Annotated in this window: 19 protein-coding genes; 11 read left to right on the plus strand and 8 right to left on the minus strand. The window is 64.6% G+C overall.

Translation table 11 applies throughout. The features are described 5' to 3' along the window. Positions 1-32 precede the first annotated feature (32 nt). Both JT360_RS09320 and JT360_RS09325 read right to left on the minus strand, forming a co-directional pair. On the minus strand, positions 33-329 hold the full coding sequence (locus JT360_RS09320; protein ID WP_214471231.1) for a TFIIB-type zinc ribbon-containing protein: 297 nt from the start codon (positions 327-329) through the stop codon (positions 33-35). A gap of 229 nt (positions 330-558) precedes the next feature. After that, on the minus strand, positions 559-1,548 hold the full coding sequence (locus JT360_RS09325; protein WP_214471232.1) for a zinc-dependent alcohol dehydrogenase family protein: 990 nt from the start codon (positions 1,546-1,548) through the stop codon (positions 559-561). 102 nt (positions 1,549-1,650) lie between these two features. Here JT360_RS09325 and JT360_RS09330 point away from each other — a divergent pair, with 102 nt between their 5' ends. Then, positions 1,651-2,541 (plus strand): LysR family transcriptional regulator, encoded by an 891-nt coding sequence (locus JT360_RS09330; RefSeq protein WP_214471233.1) that lies wholly within the window; start codon positions 1,651-1,653, stop codon positions 2,539-2,541. A 154-nt stretch (positions 2,542-2,695) separates the two neighbouring features. Beyond that, a complete protein-coding gene (locus JT360_RS09335) occupies positions 2,696-4,342 on the plus strand; it encodes an acetolactate synthase large subunit (RefSeq protein WP_214471234.1) in 1,647 nt (548 codons plus the stop codon). Positions 4,343-4,381: 39 nt separating this feature from the next. Here the strand turns inward: JT360_RS09335 and JT360_RS09340 are convergent, their stop codons facing one another. Beyond that, complete coding sequence (locus JT360_RS09340; protein ID WP_214471235.1) at positions 4,382-5,029, minus strand: GNAT family N-acetyltransferase; 648 nt, start codon at positions 5,027-5,029, stop codon at positions 4,382-4,384. Positions 5,030-5,206: 177 nt separating this feature from the next. Between JT360_RS09340 and JT360_RS09345 the strand changes: the two genes are divergently transcribed. The 4 genes from JT360_RS09345 to JT360_RS09360 are packed head-to-tail and all read left to right on the plus strand — an operon-like array spanning position 5,207 to position 9,547. Beyond that, positions 5,207-6,508, plus strand: a complete 1,302-nt coding sequence (locus JT360_RS09345; RefSeq protein WP_214471236.1) for an ArgE/DapE family deacylase — start codon at positions 5,207-5,209, stop codon at positions 6,506-6,508. Beyond that, positions 6,505-7,563: a phosphotransferase gene (locus JT360_RS09350; RefSeq protein WP_214471237.1), complete on the plus strand. Its 1,059-nt coding sequence runs from the start codon at positions 6,505-6,507 to the stop codon at positions 7,561-7,563. The genes JT360_RS09345 and JT360_RS09350 overlap by 4 nt, the downstream gene beginning before the upstream one ends. Beyond that, positions 7,564-8,871: an aspartate aminotransferase family protein gene (locus tag JT360_RS09355; RefSeq protein WP_214471238.1), complete on the plus strand. Its 1,308-nt coding sequence runs from the start codon at positions 7,564-7,566 to the stop codon at positions 8,869-8,871. It abuts the gene before it with no gap. Between the two features lie 19 nt (positions 8,872-8,890). Next, a complete protein-coding gene (locus JT360_RS09360; protein WP_214471239.1) occupies positions 8,891-9,547 on the plus strand; it encodes a GntR family transcriptional regulator in 657 nt (218 codons plus the stop codon). A 26-nt stretch (positions 9,548-9,573) separates the two neighbouring features. Here JT360_RS09360 and JT360_RS09365 read toward each other — a convergent pair whose 3' ends face one another. From JT360_RS09365 to JT360_RS09385, 5 genes are read right to left on the minus strand one after another with little or no spacing between them, the layout of a single operon-like run. After that, a complete protein-coding gene (locus JT360_RS09365) occupies positions 9,574-10,878 on the minus strand; it encodes an NAD(P)/FAD-dependent oxidoreductase (protein WP_214471240.1) in 1,305 nt (434 codons plus the stop codon). Continuing rightward, positions 10,875-11,858 (minus strand): branched-chain amino acid ABC transporter permease, encoded by a 984-nt coding sequence (locus JT360_RS09370; RefSeq protein WP_214471241.1) that lies wholly within the window; start codon positions 11,856-11,858, stop codon positions 10,875-10,877. The genes JT360_RS09365 and JT360_RS09370 overlap by 4 nt, the downstream gene beginning before the upstream one ends. After that, positions 11,855-12,763, minus strand: coding sequence for a branched-chain amino acid ABC transporter permease (locus JT360_RS09375; protein WP_214471242.1), 909 nt, complete (start codon positions 12,761-12,763; stop codon positions 11,855-11,857). The genes JT360_RS09370 and JT360_RS09375 overlap by 4 nt, the downstream gene beginning before the upstream one ends. After that, on the minus strand, positions 12,760-13,527 hold the full coding sequence (locus tag JT360_RS09380; protein ID WP_214471243.1) for a branched-chain amino acid ABC transporter ATP-binding protein: 768 nt from the start codon (positions 13,525-13,527) through the stop codon (positions 12,760-12,762). The genes JT360_RS09375 and JT360_RS09380 overlap by 4 nt, the downstream gene beginning before the upstream one ends. Further along, the gene (locus tag JT360_RS09385) at positions 13,524-14,324 is read right to left on the minus strand and encodes an ABC transporter ATP-binding protein (RefSeq protein WP_214471244.1); all 801 of its coding nucleotides are present in this window, start codon (positions 14,322-14,324) and stop codon (positions 13,524-13,526) included. Before JT360_RS09385 ends, JT360_RS09380 begins: the two co-directional genes overlap by 4 nt. A 124-nt stretch (positions 14,325-14,448) precedes the next feature. Between JT360_RS09385 and JT360_RS09390 the strand changes: the two genes are divergently transcribed. The 5 genes from JT360_RS09390 to JT360_RS09410 are packed head-to-tail and all read left to right on the plus strand — an operon-like array spanning position 14,449 to position 17,500. Next, positions 14,449-15,183, plus strand: coding sequence for a GntR family transcriptional regulator (locus JT360_RS09390; protein ID WP_214471245.1), 735 nt, complete (start codon positions 14,449-14,451; stop codon positions 15,181-15,183). Beyond that, positions 15,180-15,677 carry a DUF3830 family protein gene (locus JT360_RS09395; RefSeq protein WP_214471246.1) on the plus strand — a complete coding sequence of 166 codons (498 nt, stop codon included), beginning with the start codon at positions 15,180-15,182 and terminating at the stop codon, positions 15,675-15,677. Before JT360_RS09390 ends, JT360_RS09395 begins: the two co-directional genes overlap by 4 nt. After that, entirely contained in the window at positions 15,670-16,023 is a 354-nt protein-coding gene (locus JT360_RS09400) for a TIGR04076 family protein (RefSeq protein ID WP_214471247.1), read from the plus strand. The genes JT360_RS09395 and JT360_RS09400 overlap by 8 nt, the downstream gene beginning before the upstream one ends. Continuing rightward, positions 16,020-17,075 carry an aldo/keto reductase gene (locus JT360_RS09405; RefSeq protein ID WP_214471248.1) on the plus strand — a complete coding sequence of 352 codons (1,056 nt, stop codon included), beginning with the start codon at positions 16,020-16,022 and terminating at the stop codon, positions 17,073-17,075. Before JT360_RS09400 ends, JT360_RS09405 begins: the two co-directional genes overlap by 4 nt. Beyond that, positions 17,072-17,500, plus strand: a complete 429-nt coding sequence (locus JT360_RS09410) for a DUF4440 domain-containing protein (protein WP_214471249.1) — start codon at positions 17,072-17,074, stop codon at positions 17,498-17,500. The genes JT360_RS09405 and JT360_RS09410 overlap by 4 nt, the downstream gene beginning before the upstream one ends. Positions 17,501-17,525: the final 25 nt, after the last annotated feature.

Below are 17,525 nucleotides of genomic sequence, written 5' to 3' on the forward strand. Positions count from 1 at the left end.
AGCAAATGCCGGCCCGGTGGCGGGCCATGCGGTCAATCGAACAGCTCTTCGAAGAATGATTTTTTCCGCTTCGGATAGCGGTGGCCCTGCGAGCGCGAATAGTCGTCATCGCGACCATGGCCCTGTGGTGGCTGGGAGAATGCTGCCGGCTGCGGCGCCGGCGAGGCCTCCCTGCCGGAACGCTCGATGATCTTGTCGAGTTCGCCTCGATCAAGCCAGACACCGCGGCACTGCGGACAGTAATCGATCTCGATACCCTGGCGTTCGCTCATTACGAGCGCGACGCGGCAGGAGGGGCAAACCAAACCAAGATGGGAAGAAGGTGTCATGTGGGGCTCCAAACCAAAAAGGATGAGCCCGCTTGACCGAAAGGTATGGAAACGGGCCCGTTATAGCGGTCCGACATCACAATCGCCAAAAACGATCGTCAGAGGGGCCCGGCCCGCAGACGACAGTTAGGAATACGGGGCCGCGCCTTCAAGGGCGATATTGCCCATGAGAATGATTCGTTGGCCTTGGCAGGCTGGGCGCCTGAATGGATGACGAAGATGGTTTTGCTCAAACCGTCACCACGATCTTGCCGAACTGCTCGTTCGACTCGAGATAGCGATGCGCTTCGACGATCTGGTCGAAGGCAAAGGTCCTGTCGATGATCGGCCCCAGCGTACTGGCCTCAAGCCCTTCCAGGATGAATGCCTTGGCGGCTTCCAGCTTGGCCGGGTTGCCGGTGATCTCGTGGACGAGGTAGCCACGCAGCGTCAGCATCTTGCCCAGGACGGCAGCCAAAGGGAACGGCGTCGGCTCATGGCTGAGGCCGCCATATTCGATGAGAATGCCGCTCGTTGACATTGCGGCCGTCAGCGGCTCGAAGATCGGGCCGCCGACGGCATCCAGCACCACGCGCACGCCTTGCGGTCCGGCGATTTCCTTTAGCCGGGCCTCCAGGTCCTCGTCGGCCAGGGCCACGACTTCAGCCGCCCCGGCATCGAGCAGGGCCTGTTTTTTCGCCGACGTCCGCGTCACCGCGATCGCTGTCGCGCCGACCCTGTTGGCGATCTGGATGGCGGCAAGCCCGACGCTGCTTGATGCCGCGGTGATGACGACGGCATCTCCGCTTCCAAGCTTGGCGATGTCGATCAGCGCGCCATAGGCGGTGAGATATTGCATCCAGAGCGCCGCTGCCGTCCGCCAGTCGAGTGTCGGCGGATGTTTGACGATAAGCCCGGCGGGATAGGTGACCAACTCGCCATAAGCCGGCCAGCGGATCATCGATCGCGGCGGGATGACGCTGACCGCGTCGCCCGGCGCGAAGTCCGTTACATCTTCGCCCACTGCCTCGACGACGCCTGCCGCCTCGAGACCAAGCCCGGAAGGCAGTGCCGGGGTCTCGATATAGGCGCCCGAACGCAAGAGTGCCTCGGCGCGATTGAGGCCGAGCGCCTTGACCCGGATTTGAACCTCGCCCGCAGCCGGTGAGGGAAGGTCGACGTCCTCGATGCGCAGAACCTCGGGACCACCAAGCTGGTGGAAGCGGACCATACGTGACATCAGGGCTACTCCAAATCATCTAAGCCGAATGAGCTATGCAGCCAACCGCCTTATGGATAAATGGCTGTGCAGGTAAGGCAGTAGAAACCAGGAGTTTCGAATATGGATCGGCTTGAGAGCATGGCAGTGTTCGTCAAGGCAGTCGATTTCGGCTCATTCGCGGCCGCGGCGGTCGCGCTCGATTTGTCCGGACCGATGGTCGGCAAGCATGTCCGCTTTCTTGAAGAACGGCTGGGTGTGCGCCTCATAAACCGCACCACGCGCCGGCAGAGCCTGACCGATTTCGGCAGCGCCTACTATGAGCGTTGCCGTGTCGTGCTGGCCGAGGCCGAGGCCGCCGACGACCAGCTCTCGGAACCACGGGGAAAACTGCGCGTCACCATGCCGGCGCATTTCGGCCGCCACTGCGTGACGCCCGTATTGCTGCAACTGGCGCGGCAGTATCCGATGCTGGAACTCGACCTGTCGCTCAGTGACCGCTTCGCCGATCTCGCCGAGGACGGCTACGATCTCGCCATCCGAACCGGCGATCTGGACGACAAGGCCGGCGTGATCGCGCGCCGCGTTGCGCGCCAGGGCATGATCGTCTGCGCGGCGCCTTCCTACCTGCAGCGCCATGGCGAACCGCGCCAAATCGAAGACCTCGCAGATCATCAGGCGATTGTCTACCGCCGGCTCGGCCAGATCGTTCAGCCCTGGCTGTTTGCGCGTGAGGGACAACGCACACAGGAGATCATGCCCAGCGGCCGGTTGCGGCTCGACGATCTCGATGCCATTGCCGATGCCGCCGTCGAAGGCATGGGGATTGCCTGGCTACCTTGGTGGCTGGTTCGCGAGCGCATCCGGGCCGGCGCGCTGATGACACTGTTGCCGGAGCAGCGGCGCTATCCCTATGATTGTTACGCCCTTTGGCTGCAGACGCCGCATCTGCCGCTCAAAGTCCGGTTCGCCGTCGACGCGCTGGCGGTCGCCCTGCCGAAATTGATGGGGTGATCGCCAGCCGCGTGCTAGCGCCGCTCCACTTGTCGACGGCGCGCAAACTCTGATCTCTTATGTGAGCCAGTGCACGCTTCGGTCTTTGAGGCGTCGCCTTCCCTGCCATATGATGGTGGCTGACGGAATGTGCGCGTTGCAGGAGAGACGGTTCATGACCAAAGGTTCGGATCTGTTCGTCGCGGCCCTCGAGAATGAAGGGGTCGAGCGGATTTTCGGCATTCCGGGCGAAGAAAATCTCGACATCGTCGAATCCATCCGGCGCTCGTCGATCCAGCTGATCCTGACCCGCCACGAGCAGGCGGCCGCCTTCATGGCCGCCACCTATGGCAGGCTTACCGGCAAGCCAGGTGTGTGCATCACCACGCTTGGGCCCGGCGCGCTCAATCTGACGACCGGCTCGGCCTATGCGCTGCTCGGCGCGATGCCGATGATCATGATCACCGGCCAGAAGGGCATCCTGTCATCCCGGCAGGCGCGCTTCCAGATCGTCGACATCGTCGCGGCGATGAAGCCGCTGACCAAGCTGTCGCGCCAGATCGTCTCGCCGAAGATGATCCCCTCGCTGGTGCGCGAAGCCTTCCGCGTCGCCCAGGAAGAGCGCCCTGGCCCAGTGCATCTGGAGCTGCCGGAAGACATTGCGGCGGCTGAGTGTGAGCCGGTCGCGCTGGTGCCGACGCATCCGGTCGAGCTGCCTCTGGCCAGCGCGGGTGCGCTCGACCGTGCCGCCCGCATGATCATGGAGGCCAAGCGTCCGCTGCTGATGTTCGGCGCGGCGGCGTCGCGGCCGCGTGTGACGCCGGATGTCGCCCAGTTCGTGCTTCGCACCCAAATTCCCTATTTCACCACGCAGATGGGCAAGGGCACCGTGCCCGGCGGCACCGAGCTCTACATGGGAACGGCAGCGCTTTCGGAGCGCGACTATGTGCACGAGGCCATCGAGCAGGCCGATCTGATCATCACCATCGGCCACGACACGGTCGAAAAGCCGCCCTTCATCATGGGCGCCAAAGGACCGAAGGTCATCCATGTCGGCTACCAGTCAGCGGATGTCGAGCAGGTCTATTTCCCGCAGGCTGAAATCGTCGGCGACCTCGGCCCATCACTGGCGCTGCTGGCCGACCGCATCGAGGGCAAGATCCCCAACGCGCAGGCCCTGCTGCCGTTGCGCGAAGGCATTTTGAGCCGGATCGCGGCGCGCGCCACCGAAGACCGCTTCACGCCGCAGCGCATCGTGCATGACGTGCGTGCCGTGATGCCGGCGGACGGGATCCTCGCTCTCGACAACGGCATGTACAAGATCTGGTTCGCGCGCAATTACCGCACGCGCATGGCAAACACGCTGCTGCTCGACAATGCGCTGGCCACAATGGGCGCCGGCCTGCCGTCGGCGATGATGGCGGCACTGCTCTATCCCAGGCGCCGCGTCATGGCCATTTGCGGCGACGGCGGCTTCATGATGAACAGCCAGGAGCTGGAAACCGCCGTCAGGCTCAAGCTCAACTTCGTCGTCCTGCTGCTCGAAGACCATGCCTATGGCATGATCCGCTGGAAGCAGGCGGTCGACGAATTTCCGGACTTCGGCATGACCTTCGGCAATCCCGACTTCGTCAAATACGCCGAGGCCTATGGCGCCCGGGGGACCAGGGTTGACGCTATTGCGGACTTGCGGCCGGCGCTGGAGCAGGCCTTCACCGGCGGCGGCGTGCATCTCGTCGTCGTGCCCATCGACTATTCCGAAAACACCAGGGTGCTTGTCGACGAATTGCGCCAGCGGCTACCGGCGCCGCAAGTGACCTGACGGCAGCGCGAGGCCGCCCGCCGTCGGTATTGGTTGGTCTCATCTGGCGCCGGGCACCCATTCCGTTTCGATCAACGGGATTTGCGGGGCGGCATCGCGCGGCAACGTTCCCTTGATCCGGGGGTCGTCGGTGATTTCGAAACCCGCCGCGAAGGGTTCAAATCCGCAAGCTCTGTAGAAACCGATGACGTTGTGATGATCGAAGCTGCTGGTGTGCAGCCAGATGCGGCCGGGGCTGAGCCGCCATGCCTGATCGAGCGCGCCGGCCATCAGCCGCTTGCCGAAGCCTTGGCCGGTCAAGGATGGGAACAGGCCGAAATAGGTGATCTCGATCTCGTTGTTGTCGGCCACCGAGAATTCGACCATGCCGACATGGCCGCCGCTTTCATCATGGCCGTAATAGAGATGCTGGCGAGGGTCGGCGAAATGCTTGGCGATTTCGGCATCCGACATTTCGGCGGCGCGATCCCAGAGCCAGGGAGCGCCGATCTCGAGGAAGATCGCGCGGTAGGAGGCGCTGTCGGGCTTGGTGACCCGGGTCATGGTCAGCGGTCGGGCGAGGCCTGGCACCGGAGCAAGCGCTTCCATCCACGTTACCGCATTGATGATCTTGCCGGCCGGCACGCGCCGGTAGCCGGCCGAGAGATCGGTGACTTCATCCGGCAATGTGCCTTCGGTGACCAGCATCTGTCCTCGATCTTCCGTCGCACGGCTTGGCCGGCATGCAAGAAGCTGATGCCAATTCTTCGCTCGCCTGCCAAGGGTTTCCGAAGGTGGGTCATAAGTTTGGCCCGCCTGTCCTCTTGCATTTCCTGAAAATGGCATATGAGATATGATACACCATTCTTGGGAAAGCGGAATATCATGCCTGAACGAATTGCCGACGAAGCCATTTTGAGCGCAGTTGATGACGGCTTCGCGCGGCAAGTCGCATTCCTGGCGGACCTCGTGCGCCTTCCTTCCCAGCGTGGCGAAGAGCACGCGGCGCAATCCTTCATGGCGGCCGCTTACGAGGCCGACGGTTATACTGTCGACATGTGGCGTGTCGACATCGATGCGATCCGCGATCTGCCGGGGTTTTCACCCGTGGCGGTCTCCTATGACGATGCCTTCAACGTCGTTGCCACCCATACGCCACGAAACGCCACCGGCCGTTCGCTGATCCTCAACGGCCATATCGACGTGGTGCCGACGGGGCCGCTCGACCGCTGGCTGCGCGATCCCTACGATCCGGCAATTGAAGACGGCTGGATGCATGGCCGCGGCGCCGGCGACATGAAGGCCGGCCTGTCGGCCTGTCTCTATGCGCTGGCCGCCTTGCGCAGCCTCGGCTATCAGCCGGCCGCGAACGTTTATCTCCAGTCGGTGGTCGAGGAAGAGTGCACCGGCAATGGCGCGCTCGCCTGTCTGCAACGCGGCTATCGCGCTGACGCTGCCTTCATTCCCGAGCCGCTGGAACCGCGATTGATGCGGGCGCAGGTCGGACCGATCTGGTTCAGGGTCGAGGTCGACGGCGATCCGCAGCATGCATCGGGTGCTTTCTCGGCCGGCGCCAATGCCATCGAAAAGGCCTTCGTCATCATCCAGGCGCTGAAGCAGCTCGAAATCGTCTGGAACGCGCGCAAGGTCGATGATCCGCATTTCTGCAATCACCCGCATCCGATCCGCTTCAACCTTGGCAGGATCGAAGGCGGCGAATGGACATCGAGCGTTCCGGCGCGCTGTGTTTTCGAGATGCGGGTCGCTACCTATCCCGGCCAGAAGCTCGAAGACGCGAGGGCCGAGCTCGAGGCTTGCATCGCCGATGCGGCCCGCGCCGATCCGTTTCTCGCCAATCGCCCGCCCAGGATGACGTATAACGGCTTCATGGCCGAGGGCTATGTGCTGGAAGGCGCTGACGAGATGGAAGCCGTGCTGCGCCGCAGCCATGTCGCCGTGTGGGGCGAGCCGCTGACGGAGCACGTCACTTCGGCCACCACCGATGCGCGTTTCTTCGGCCTCTATGCCGGCACGCCGGCGATCGTCTATGGCCCGATCTGCCGCATGCCGCATGGCTATGACGAGGCCGTCGATCTCGACTCGGTGCGCAAGGTCACCCAGACCATCGCCCTGTTCATCGCCGACTGGTGTGGTCTTGAGCCGATCGATCCAGAGGCAAGGCCATGAGCGCGGCCGTGCCTGATGCCTTCGGCGAAACGCTGGCCGAGGATGCGCCTGACGTTTCGATCGCCGACGCGCTTGCCATTTTGCGCCGGCATTACGGTCTCAACGGCGGCGCGCGTCCCTTGCCGGGCGAGCGCGACCACAACTTCCACATCCAGACCGAAGGCGAGGGCGAGTTCGTCCTCAAGATCTCGCATCCGGCGGAGGAGGCGGGCTTCACAGATTTCCAAAACAAGGCGCTCGATCATATCCTTGCGGTCGACCCGACCTTGCCGGTGCCTTCTGTGCGCAAAAGCCTGCAAGGCAAAGCGCAGTTCGCGGTCAGCGTCGGCGGATCGGCGCCGCGCATCGTCCGGCTGGTGACCTATCTGCCCGGCCAGTTGCTTTCGCGCTCGCCCATCTCTGCGGCGCAGGATCGCAATCTCGGCATCTTCCTCGCCCGCCTTGGCCGGGCGCTGCGCGGCTTTTTCCATCCGGCAGCCGGCAGCGACCTGCTCTGGGATATCCGCAAGGTCGCCAAGACGCGGCCCATGCTGGCGCATATCGCCGATGCCGGCCATCGCGCCATGGTGGAGCGCGTCATCGACGCCTTCGAGGAGCATGCGGCGCCGATCATCCCGAGGCTGCGCGCGCAGATCGTCCACAACGACATGAATTCCTACAATGTGGTGATGGACGCGTCGCGTCCGGAGGTGGTCAGCGGCATCCTCGATTTCGGCGACATGATCCATTCGCCGTTGATCTGCGATCTCGCCGTCGGCGCCGTCTACCGCTGGCCGGCGGAAGGTCATCCGCTGGCGCCCGCCGCGCGTTTCGTCGCCGGCTACCACTTGGTGCAACCACTTGAAACCGAAGAGATCAGCATTCTTTTCCATCTGATACGTGCCCGCCTTGCGCTCATCGCCAACATCGCCAGCTGGCAGGCCGAACGCTTCCCGGCAAAGCGCGATTATGTCCTGCGCCTCATCACCGAGGTCTGGGCCTCGCTCGAACGGCTGGACGGACTCTCGCCAACTGAGGCCCACCGTTATTTCCTCGACCATTCCAATCCGGAGTAGATGCCCGTGTCCCAGTCCTCGCTATACCCTGCAAATGCCGGCTCGGCGGCATCCGAGCAAGCCCTGCTCGAACGCCGCGCGAGGCTGCTTGGGCCGACTTATCGCGCCTTCTATCGCAACCCGATCCATCTGGTGCGCGGCAGCGGCGTGTGGCTCTACGATGCGCAGGGCCGCAAATTTCTCGACGCCTACAACAACGTCGCCTCGGTCGGGCACTGCCATCCGCGCGTGGTCGAGGCGCTGTCGGGGCAGGCCGCCACGCTCAACACCCATACCCGCTACTTGAGCGAGATCATCCTCGACTACGCGGAGAAGCTGCTCGGCACGCTTCCGGCCCATCTCGGGCACGCCATGTTCACCTGCACCGGCAGCGAGGCCAACGATCTCGCCATCCGCATTGCCCAGCATTCCAGCGGCGGCACCGGCGTGATCATCACCGACTTCGCCTATCACGGCGCCACGATCGCGACGGCGCAGCTGTCGCCGGCGGCGGTCGGGGCGAAGGGCGTGCCCGCGCACCACCGGACCGTGGCAGCTCCCGACACGTTCCGCGAGCATGGCCGCGCCGCGCATGATTTCGCCAGGAATGTCGCCGCCGCGATCGACGACATGCGTGCGCAAAACATCCGTCCGGCGGCGCTGCTGCTCGATTCGGCCTTTTCCAGCGACGGCATCTACTTTCCGGATGCGACGGTGATGCGCAAGGCGGCCGATCACGTCAGGAAGGCCGGCGGCATCGTCATCGCCGATGAGGTCCAGTCGGGCTTTGGCCGGCTCGGTCAAGGCATGTGGGGCTTTGCCAATTATGGCCTCGATCCAGACATCGTCACCATGGGCAAGCCGATCGGCGATGGGCATCCGATGGGTGCGGTGATCGTGCGGCCGCAGCTTGTTGCCTCTTTCGGTTCGAACACCGGCTACTTCAACACCTTCGGCGGCAATCCGGTCGCGGCCGCCGTCGGCATCGCGGTGCTCGACGTCATCGAGGGCGAGGGGCTGATCGAGAACGCGCGCAATGCCGGCACCTACACGGGTGAGCTGCTGCGCGCGCTGCAAGGTCGGCACGGCATGGTCGCCGACGTCAGGCATAACGGCCTCTATTTTGGCGTCGAACTGGCGGCGGATGGCGATGAGGCCTTGGCCGCCACCAAGACGTCTTCCGTCGTTGAAGCCATGCGCGAGGACGGCGTGCTGATCTCGTCCTGCGGTCCGCGCGGCAATGTGCTGAAGATCAGGCCGCCTCTGCCGTTTGCCAGGGACAATGCCGAGCAACTGGCAGAAACGCTCGATCGCGCACTGTCGAACTAGTGACCGGAGCCGGGCGCGCATGCTGAAGCTCGAACATCAAACCCTCAACGACCGCGCCTATGGCGCGCTCAAGCAGGAATTGATTTCGGGCGGTTTTAGCCCGGGCCAGACACTGGTCATCCGCAAGCTTGCCGAGACGTTCGGCATATCGACGACGCCGATCCGCGAGGCGCTGCAAAGGCTTGTCGCCGAGCGGCTGCTCGAGATGCAGAACAACCGTTCGATCATCGTGCCCTTGCTGTCGGCCCCAGCCTTCGAGGAACTGACCCAGATCCGCATCGCCGTCGAAGGGCTGGCGGGTGAGATGGCCGCATCGCGGATAAGCGAAGGCGGGTTGCTCGACATACGGGCGACACTGGCCAGCATGCAGCGCGCCATCGAGACCGGTGACGCCAGCGCCTATCTCTCGCTGAATGAGGCATTTCATTTTGCCATCTATCAGCATGCCGGCGCCCCGATCCTGCTCAACATGATCCGCGACCTCTGGGGCCGGGTTGGCCCTTACCTGAAGCTGCTGATGCAGGCCGATCGCTACATTCCGCAGTCGAACGACGCGCATCGCAGGATCGTTGCCGCATTGGAGCAGCGCAATGGCCCTGCCGTCCGGGCCTCCCTTGAGCAGGACATCGCGGTAGCGGCCGCTGTCCTCTCCGAAAATCTGCGCACAGCCGGCTGATCGTCCGCTCCACCGGCACGATCCACCTACACCTTCCCGTCCATCCGATCGCGCAGCATGCTCCAGCCGAGCAGCACGTTGGGCGCATGACGCAACACCGCGTGGAACGGGATCGGTGCCGGCAGCGCGAACGGCAGCGGCAAATCACGGGCTTCGGTTCCGGCAGCCCAGTCAGCCAGCACCTTGCCCATCGCCGTCGTCATGGCAATGCCGCGCCCGTTGCAGGCGCGGCCGGCGATCAGCCCCGGCCCGAGGTCCAGGAGATGCGGCAGGAAGTCCGGTTCGACGGCAGCCATTCCCGACCAGCTATGGGCGAGCGGCGGCAGGTCAGGCAGGTCGAGATGTCTGGCGAGCCGCCGCCAGATCGTTTGCGGCACGCGTCTGTCGGCGCCTGCGCCAAGTATATGCATGCCACCACTGATCAGCCGGTTTTCGGCATCGAAGCGGAAGGTGAAGAGATTGCGCCTGGTATCGCCAACGCCTTGCCCGCCTGGAAGCAGACGCGTGCGCACATCAAGCGGCAGCGGCCTGGTCGCGATCTGAAAAACCTTCAGCGGGAAAAAGGTTCGGTGCAGCAACGGATTGAGTGACCCGCCATAGGCGTTGGTGGCGATCAGCACCTTGCCGGCACGCACCGTGCCCGATGGCGTTTTCAGCGTCCAGCCATCGGCCACGGGATCGACCGAGGTGACCGTTGTGCGCTCGAAGATCTTCGCGCCGGCCTTCTCCGCCGCATCGGCGAGCCCGCGCGCGTAGGCGACCGGATTGAGCACGCCGCCCGAACGATCCATCCAGCCGCCGACATAGCCGCGCGCACCCGTCAGTGCTTCGACATCCTGCCGGTCCAGCGTGACGGCAGGCCGCCCGCGCCGCGCCCATTGCCCGGCCCGGGATTTGACCTTTTCGAGCGCGGCGGGCGAATGCGCCGGCTGGATCCAGCCGCTCTGCACGGCGTCGCAGTGGATGCCGTGCCGCCGGATCAGCCCGAAGACGAGATCGGCGCTGCCGGCGGCGAAGTCGATCAGGCGTTCACCGCGCTCGGGGCCGAGATGCGCAAGGATGCTGTCTGGGTCCCTCTTCGCGAAGTTCGGCACGACGAACCCGGCATTCCTGCCGGTCGCGCCCCAGGCGATGCACTCGGCTTCGAGAACGGCGACGGAAAGCCCTTTCCCGGCGGCGTGAAGTGCGGTCGACAGGCCGGAAAAACCACCGCCGACAATGGCAAGGTCGACATCGATCTCGCCTTGCAGCGCTGGCCGCTCGCGCCGATTGCGGCTCACGGCATGCCAGAGCGAAGCGCCATGCGCTTCCTGCCGGGTCACCGCATTCATGAGTTGGAACTGCTCTTGGCCGCGACCGCCTTGGACCGCTTGCCGAAACGCGGCCGCTTTGGCCTGTCGCCAAACAGACCGTTCGGCCGGAGCAGCAGGATGACGCAAAGCATCACGCCGATGGCGACGATCTGAAGCGAAGCGGCGCGTGCCTGCTGCTCGGGCGGAAACAGCACGCTGGTCAGCGTGCCCGATCCGGCCCAGATCGCCCAGACCAGGATGCTGCCGATGACGGCGCCGGGATTGCTGCCCGAGCCGCCGACGATCAGCATCACCCAGACCTGGAAGGTCAGGATCGGCAAATAATTGTCCGGCGCGATGAAGCCGGTGAAATGCGCCTGCAGCGCCCCGGCCAGCGCCATGATGGCGCCGCCCACCGCGAAGGCCTGGACACGGTAGAAGCGCGCGCTCTTGCCGAGCGAAATCGCCGCCCGCTCATCCTCGCGCAGCGCCTTCAGCACGCGCCCCCACGGGCTGCGCGACAGATGCTCCAGGGCGAGATAGGCGATCAGCGTGACAACCGAGACGACGGCAAGATTCGACAGGTTGAACAGCAGCGGCGTCTCGGCAAGGCCGCCGAAGGGACGCGGTATGAAGCCGATGCCGAACGGACCGCCGGTCAGCTTCTGCGCGTTGAGCGCCACCAGTTGAACGACCACGGCGACGCCGAATGTGGTGATTGCCAGATAGTCGGATCTGAGCCGCAGCGTGGCCATGCCGGTAAGCGCGGCGGCGATGCCGCCGATGGCCATGGCGCCCGCCCAGCCGACCAGGATCGGCAGGCCGAAGCCGCCCAGGCGGACGGGATCGTCCGGTGTCGTCAGCAGCGCCGATGTGTAGGCGCCGATGGCGACAAAGCCGGCGAGGCCGACATTGAACAGGCCGGTCAGCCCCCACTGCAGATTGAGCCCGAGCGTCACCAGCGAGAAGATCAGCGCGGTGGTCAGGAAGAAAGCGCCGTAGCCGATGAGATCGATCATCTTTCCCTCACGCCGAAAAGGCCGATCGGCCGCACGAACAGCACCGCCATCAGGATGATGAACGAGACGGCGGCGCGCCATTCGGCGCCGATCAACTGAACCGCGCCAGCCTCGGCGAGACCGATGATCAGGCCGCCGAGCACCGCGCCCGGGATGCTGCCGATGCCGCCGAGGATGGCGGCGGCGAACATCGGCAGCAGCATGTCGAAGCCCATGAAGGGGCGGACCTGCACCAGAATGCCGATCATCACGCCGGCCACGCAGGCCAGCGCGCCGCCGATGACCCAGGTGACGCGTACCACGCTGGCGACGTCGATGCCGACGATACGCGCCAATGCAGCGTTCTGGCTCAAGGCCTGCATGGAGCGTCCGGTCTGTGTGCGCGTCATCAACAGATGCACGCCGAGCACGAGCACCGCGGTCAGCAGCAAGAGCGCGATCTGGTCGGGCGTGATGCGGATGCCGAAGCCGACCGGCATGGCTATCTGGATCGCCCGGCTGAAATAGGTCGGGCGCGAGCTGAAGGTGAACTCGAGCAGGCTTCGGAGCGCCATCGAGGCGCCGAAGCTCGCCATCACCACGATGATCGCCTGGCCTTGTGAGCGCAGTCGCGAAAACAGCACCTTGTCGAGCAGCAGCGCCAAGAGGGCGGTGAAGGCCATGCCGACGATCAGCGCGACCAGGAGCGGCCAGCCGAAGGACAGCGGTGCGATCGGCGCCACCTTGCCGACCATCGCGCCGATGGCGCTGACGACGGCGAGCGTCGCATAGGTGCCCCATGCCATGAAGTCGCCATGGGCAAAATTCGAGAAGCGCAGGATTGAATAGGTGAGGGTCACGCCGATGGCGCCGAGGCCGATCATCGAGCCGGTCAGCAACCCGTCAACGACAAATTGCAGGCTCATGCCGCGCCTCCCTTGCCTGCGTGCGACGACTTTTCCGCGTTGAGCGGTCGCTGGCCGAGATAGAGCTCGGCGACGACCGGGTCGTTCCACAATTCGGAGGCGATGCCCTCGTGCCGGTCCTTGCCCTCGACCAGCACATAGGCGCGGTCACCGATGGCCAGTGCCGCCTTGGCGTTCTGCTCGACCAAAAGGATGGTGACGCCGGACTTGCGGATGCCGGCCAGCATCTCGAACACCATCGAGACGAATTTCGGCGACAGGCCGGCCGATGGTTCGTCCAACACCAGCACCTTTGGGTGGACGATCAGCGCCCGCGCGACCGCAAGCATCTGCCGCTGTCCGCCCGACAGGTTGCCGGCGGCGGTGCGCCGCTGGCGGACGAGGTCGGGGAAGGCAGCATACATCTCCTCGATGCGGCCAGGGATTTCACGCCGCTCGAGGATGCCGCAGGCAACCCTGAGATTGTCCTCGACCGACATCAGCGGAAAGATGTTTTCGGTCTGCGGCACGAAGGCGAGCCCAAGCCGCACCATGGTGTGGGCGGGCGCGGCGGTGATGTCCTTGCCGTCCAGGAACACCGTGCCGCCGGTGATCGGGACAAGGCCGGCGATCGCCTTGATGAAGCTCGATTTGCCGGCACCGTTGGGACCAAGCACGACGACGATCTCGCCCTTGCTGACGGTGATCGACGCGCCGCGCACGATCGGCACGCCGGGCTCATAGCCAGCTTCGAGTTTGCGGACGTCGAGGACGATCTCATTCATGCGGCGCCTCCGAGATAGGCCTCGATGACGCGCGGATCGCGGGCAACCTCTTCCGCCGTGCCTTCGCTCAGCAACTGGCCGCTCGCCATGACCAGGACGCGGTGGCAGAGCCGCGTCACCATGTCGATGTTGTGCTCGATCAAAAGGAAGGTGATGCCGCGCGCGTTGATGTCGCGGATGCGGTCGATGATGACTTCGAGCAGCGTCGCATTGACGCCCGCCGCCGGCTCGTCGAGCAGGATGATCGCCGGGTCGGCCATCATGACGCGGGCAAGTTCCAGCAGCTTGCGCTGGCCGCCGGAAAGCACGCGCGCGGGCTCATGCGCGAGGTGGGTGAGGGTGACGAGCTCCAGCAGGTCGAGCGCCTTCGTTCTGGAGGCTCTTTCCTGCGCCGCCACCCGCCAGGGCGTGACGAAGTTGGCGAGCAGCTTTTCGCCGGCCTGGCCCTGCGCGGCCAGCATTATGTTTTCGATCAGCGTCAGATTGGGCAGTGGCCGGGGAATCTGGAAGGTGCGGCCGAGACCTCGACCAATGCGCAGATGAGCGGCTTCACCGGAGACACGCGTGCCGTTGAGGAAGATATCGCCGCTGGTCGGCAATATGCTGCCGGCGAGCAGATCGAACATCGTCGTCTTGCCGGCGCCGTTCGGGCCGATCAGGCCGAGGATTTCGCCCGCGTTGACGTCGAACGAGACATCGTTGACGGCGACGAGGCCGCCGAACCGCCTGACGACGTTGCTTGCCGTCAGGACCGGCGCCCGGGTCTCCTGCCCTTGCCGTTCCGCTGCCTCGCTCATCAAACCCTCTGGCCGAAGACGATCGTCGCCGTCTCCTGATTTTTGATTTGTGATCACACTTGCTTTGATCACGCTATTCGGCTTTAATTTCATTCGCAAGCCGAAAACGGGGCAAACGCCGGTCATGCAGAAGGCTGCCATCGAAAAGAACAACGAGACGATCGCAGCCCAGCTCACGCCGGTCGGCCGCGAGACCGTGCAGGATCGCGTTTATTCCGAGTTGCGCCGGGCGCTGATCGGCGGGCTTTTCGAGCCGAACCAGGTTCTGACGATCCGCGGTCTTGCCGATGCGCTGGTCACGTCGACCATGCCGGTGCGCGAAGCGCTCGGGCGGCTGATCACGGAAAAGGCGCTGGAGGCGCTTCCCAACCGCTCGGTGCGCGTGCCGCCGATCACGCTGGAGCGTATCGACGACCTTCTGCGCGCAAGGTCGCTCATCGAAGGCGAAGCGATCGCACTTGCCGCCACGCGCATGAGCCCGCGCCAGATCGCTTCGATTGAAGCCATGCTCGGCGAGTGGGACGAGATGCGGGCACTGAAGCACAAGAAGGATATCGACCGCGAAGCGACGCTCAACCAGAGCTTCCATTTCGAGATCTACCGCTGCTGCGGCTCGGCTGTGCTGATCCCAATGATCGAAAGCCTCTGGCTGCAATCGGGACCCTGCATACGCGTCGCCATCTACGCCTTTTCCGACGCCGGCGAGGTCGACACCGCGCACTATCACCGCCGCATCGTCGCGGCCCTCGCCAAACAGGACGCGCAGGCGGCGCGCGAAGCGCTGGTCGCCGATATCAGCCGGCCTTTTGCTTTCCTGCGCGACAAGCTTCGATCCGCCGCCACGAAAGACCCGACATGAACAAGCCAGCCATAGGGATTACCGAGCCGCGCTCGAAGCTGTCTGTGACGGCGCTGTTGCTGCCCGAAAAAGCGCCGGAAAACGCTGCCTTTCTCCAGACGTACCTCGCCTCGCCGCGCGTCGTCCCGGGTATCCATGCGATGTGGACGGGACCTGAGGTTTCCTGCCCGGTTCCATCAGCCGATCTCGAAGGCCAGGCCTATGCCAGCCCCTTGCCGGCGGAGAACGCGACGCTGACGCCGCAACCGGGCGACATCGTGCTCTCCTATGTGCCGCCGCGCATGTGGGGCGGCAATCCCAATGCGATCTTCGACATCGGCTTGTTCTACGGTCAGGGCGCGCGTCTTTTGTTCCCGATCGGCTGGCTCGCCGGCAGCGTGGTGGCGCAGGTGCTGGCCGGCGAGCGTGATCAGTTCGCCGCCGCATGCGGCATCATCCGGCGCAACGGCGCCTGCGACATCACCTTCAGCCTGGTGGAGGCCTCGAATGGCTGACGACAGCTTCGAACTCTTCGATCTTCGCGTCGAGGCGGTCATTCCCGAGGGCAAGCCGATCTATTGTGGCGCCAAGGCAGGCGATTATTTTGAACTCAAGGGCGAGATGCTGTCGATGCCGGCGGGCCAGGGGTTTTCGATCTACTCGCTCGCCGCGGTGTTGCCGTTTCTCGCGGCAAAGCAGCGTCCAACCCACCCGAACGACTGGATGACCTCGGACGCCGAGATCGCCTGTCCCGACCCCAATTGCGGCAGCCGGCTGCGGATCGTCAGGCTGGCCAAGCGGCGGTTCAGCCATGCCGAAACCACGGCGGTCCCGTTGCCGAAGGAGAATGACCTGACATGACCGCCAAGACCTTCGAACTCGGCCCCGGCTACACCATCTCGCGCGTCATTCGCGGCGGCTGGCAGCTCGCCGGCGGACACGGCGCCATCGACCGCAGCCAAGCGGTGGCCGATCTGATCGCCACCTTCGATGCCGGCATCTGGACCTATGATTGCGCCGACATCTACACGGGTGTCGAGGAGTTGATCGGTGCCGCGCGCCTGCGGCTGGCCAGCGAGCGCGGCCTCGACGCCGCCGCCAGGATGAAGGTGCACACCAAGCTGGTGCCCGACCTCGAACGGCTGGCCAGCATCAGCCGCGACTACATCAGGGGCATCGTCGACCAGTCGCTGCGGCGGCTGAAGACCGAACGGCTCGATCTCGTGCAGTTCCATTGGTGGGACTATGACCAGCCTCGCTATGTCGAGGCGATGGGCTGGCTCAACGAACTTCGGCTCGAAGGCAAGCTGCGCAATCTCGGCACCACCAATTTCGACACGCCGAGGCTGGCCGAAATCCTGGCGGCCGGCATCCCGCTGGTCAGCCAGCAGTTGCAATATTCCGTGCTCGACCAGCGGCCGGGCAACAGCCTTGCGGGCCTCGCCGCGAAAAACGGCGTCAGCTTCCTCTGTTATGGTTCGGTGGCCGGCGGCTTCCTCAGCGACAAATGGCTTGGCATGGCCGAGCCCGCCACGCCGCTCGAAAACCGCTCGCTGGTCAAATACAAGCTGATCATCGACGACTTCGGCGGCTGGGACCTGTTCCAGCAGCTGCTTCGAGCCCTGAAAGCCGTTGGCGACCGCCATGGCGTCGACATCGCCACCATCGCCAGCGCCTGGGTGCTGGAGCAGCCGCAAGTGGCGGCCGTCATTGTCGGCGCCCGCAATCAGGCGCATGCGCTCGCCAACGCCAAAATCATGGATGTGGAACTGGATGCCGACGACCGCGCAAGCATCGCTGCCGTGATCGCGCAAAGCCGGGGCCCCTTGGGCGACGTCTACACGCTGGAGCGCGACCGCCATGGCCGCCACGGGTCGATCATGCACTACAATCTGAACGCGGGCCGCACATGAGCGCCACCGACACGACGCTGTTTGCAAAGGCCAGCGCCGAGGTCGTCGACCTGCATCGCTTCTTCGTCGACTGGTTCGTCGAAGCGGACGACACGGTGGACTTCGCCCGTTTCGAGCGCGCTATGGGTGACGGGTTCAGCATGGTCGCGCCGGACGGCAAGGTGCTCGATCGCGAAGCGGTCGTCGATCACGTGCGCTCGAGCCGCGCCACTTGCGACGATGGCTTTGCCATTTCGATCGAGGATATCAGGCCGGGCTGGCAAAGCGCCGATACGATCGTCGTCTTCTACGTCGAGGCGCAGCTGCGCGCGGGCAAGCGCAGCCGCCGCCAATCGAGTGCCGTCTTCACCACCAGTTCATCGGCGCCCAATGGCGTCGAATGGCGACATCTGCATGAAACCTGGCTGCAGGTGCCGGAACGTTGAACAGGCTCCAGAGATTAAATTAGAG

Origin of the sequence: Mesorhizobium sp. dw_380, from assembly GCF_018588885.1 — a bacterium.
GTDB lineage: Bacteria > Pseudomonadota > Alphaproteobacteria > Rhizobiales > Rhizobiaceae > Mesorhizobium.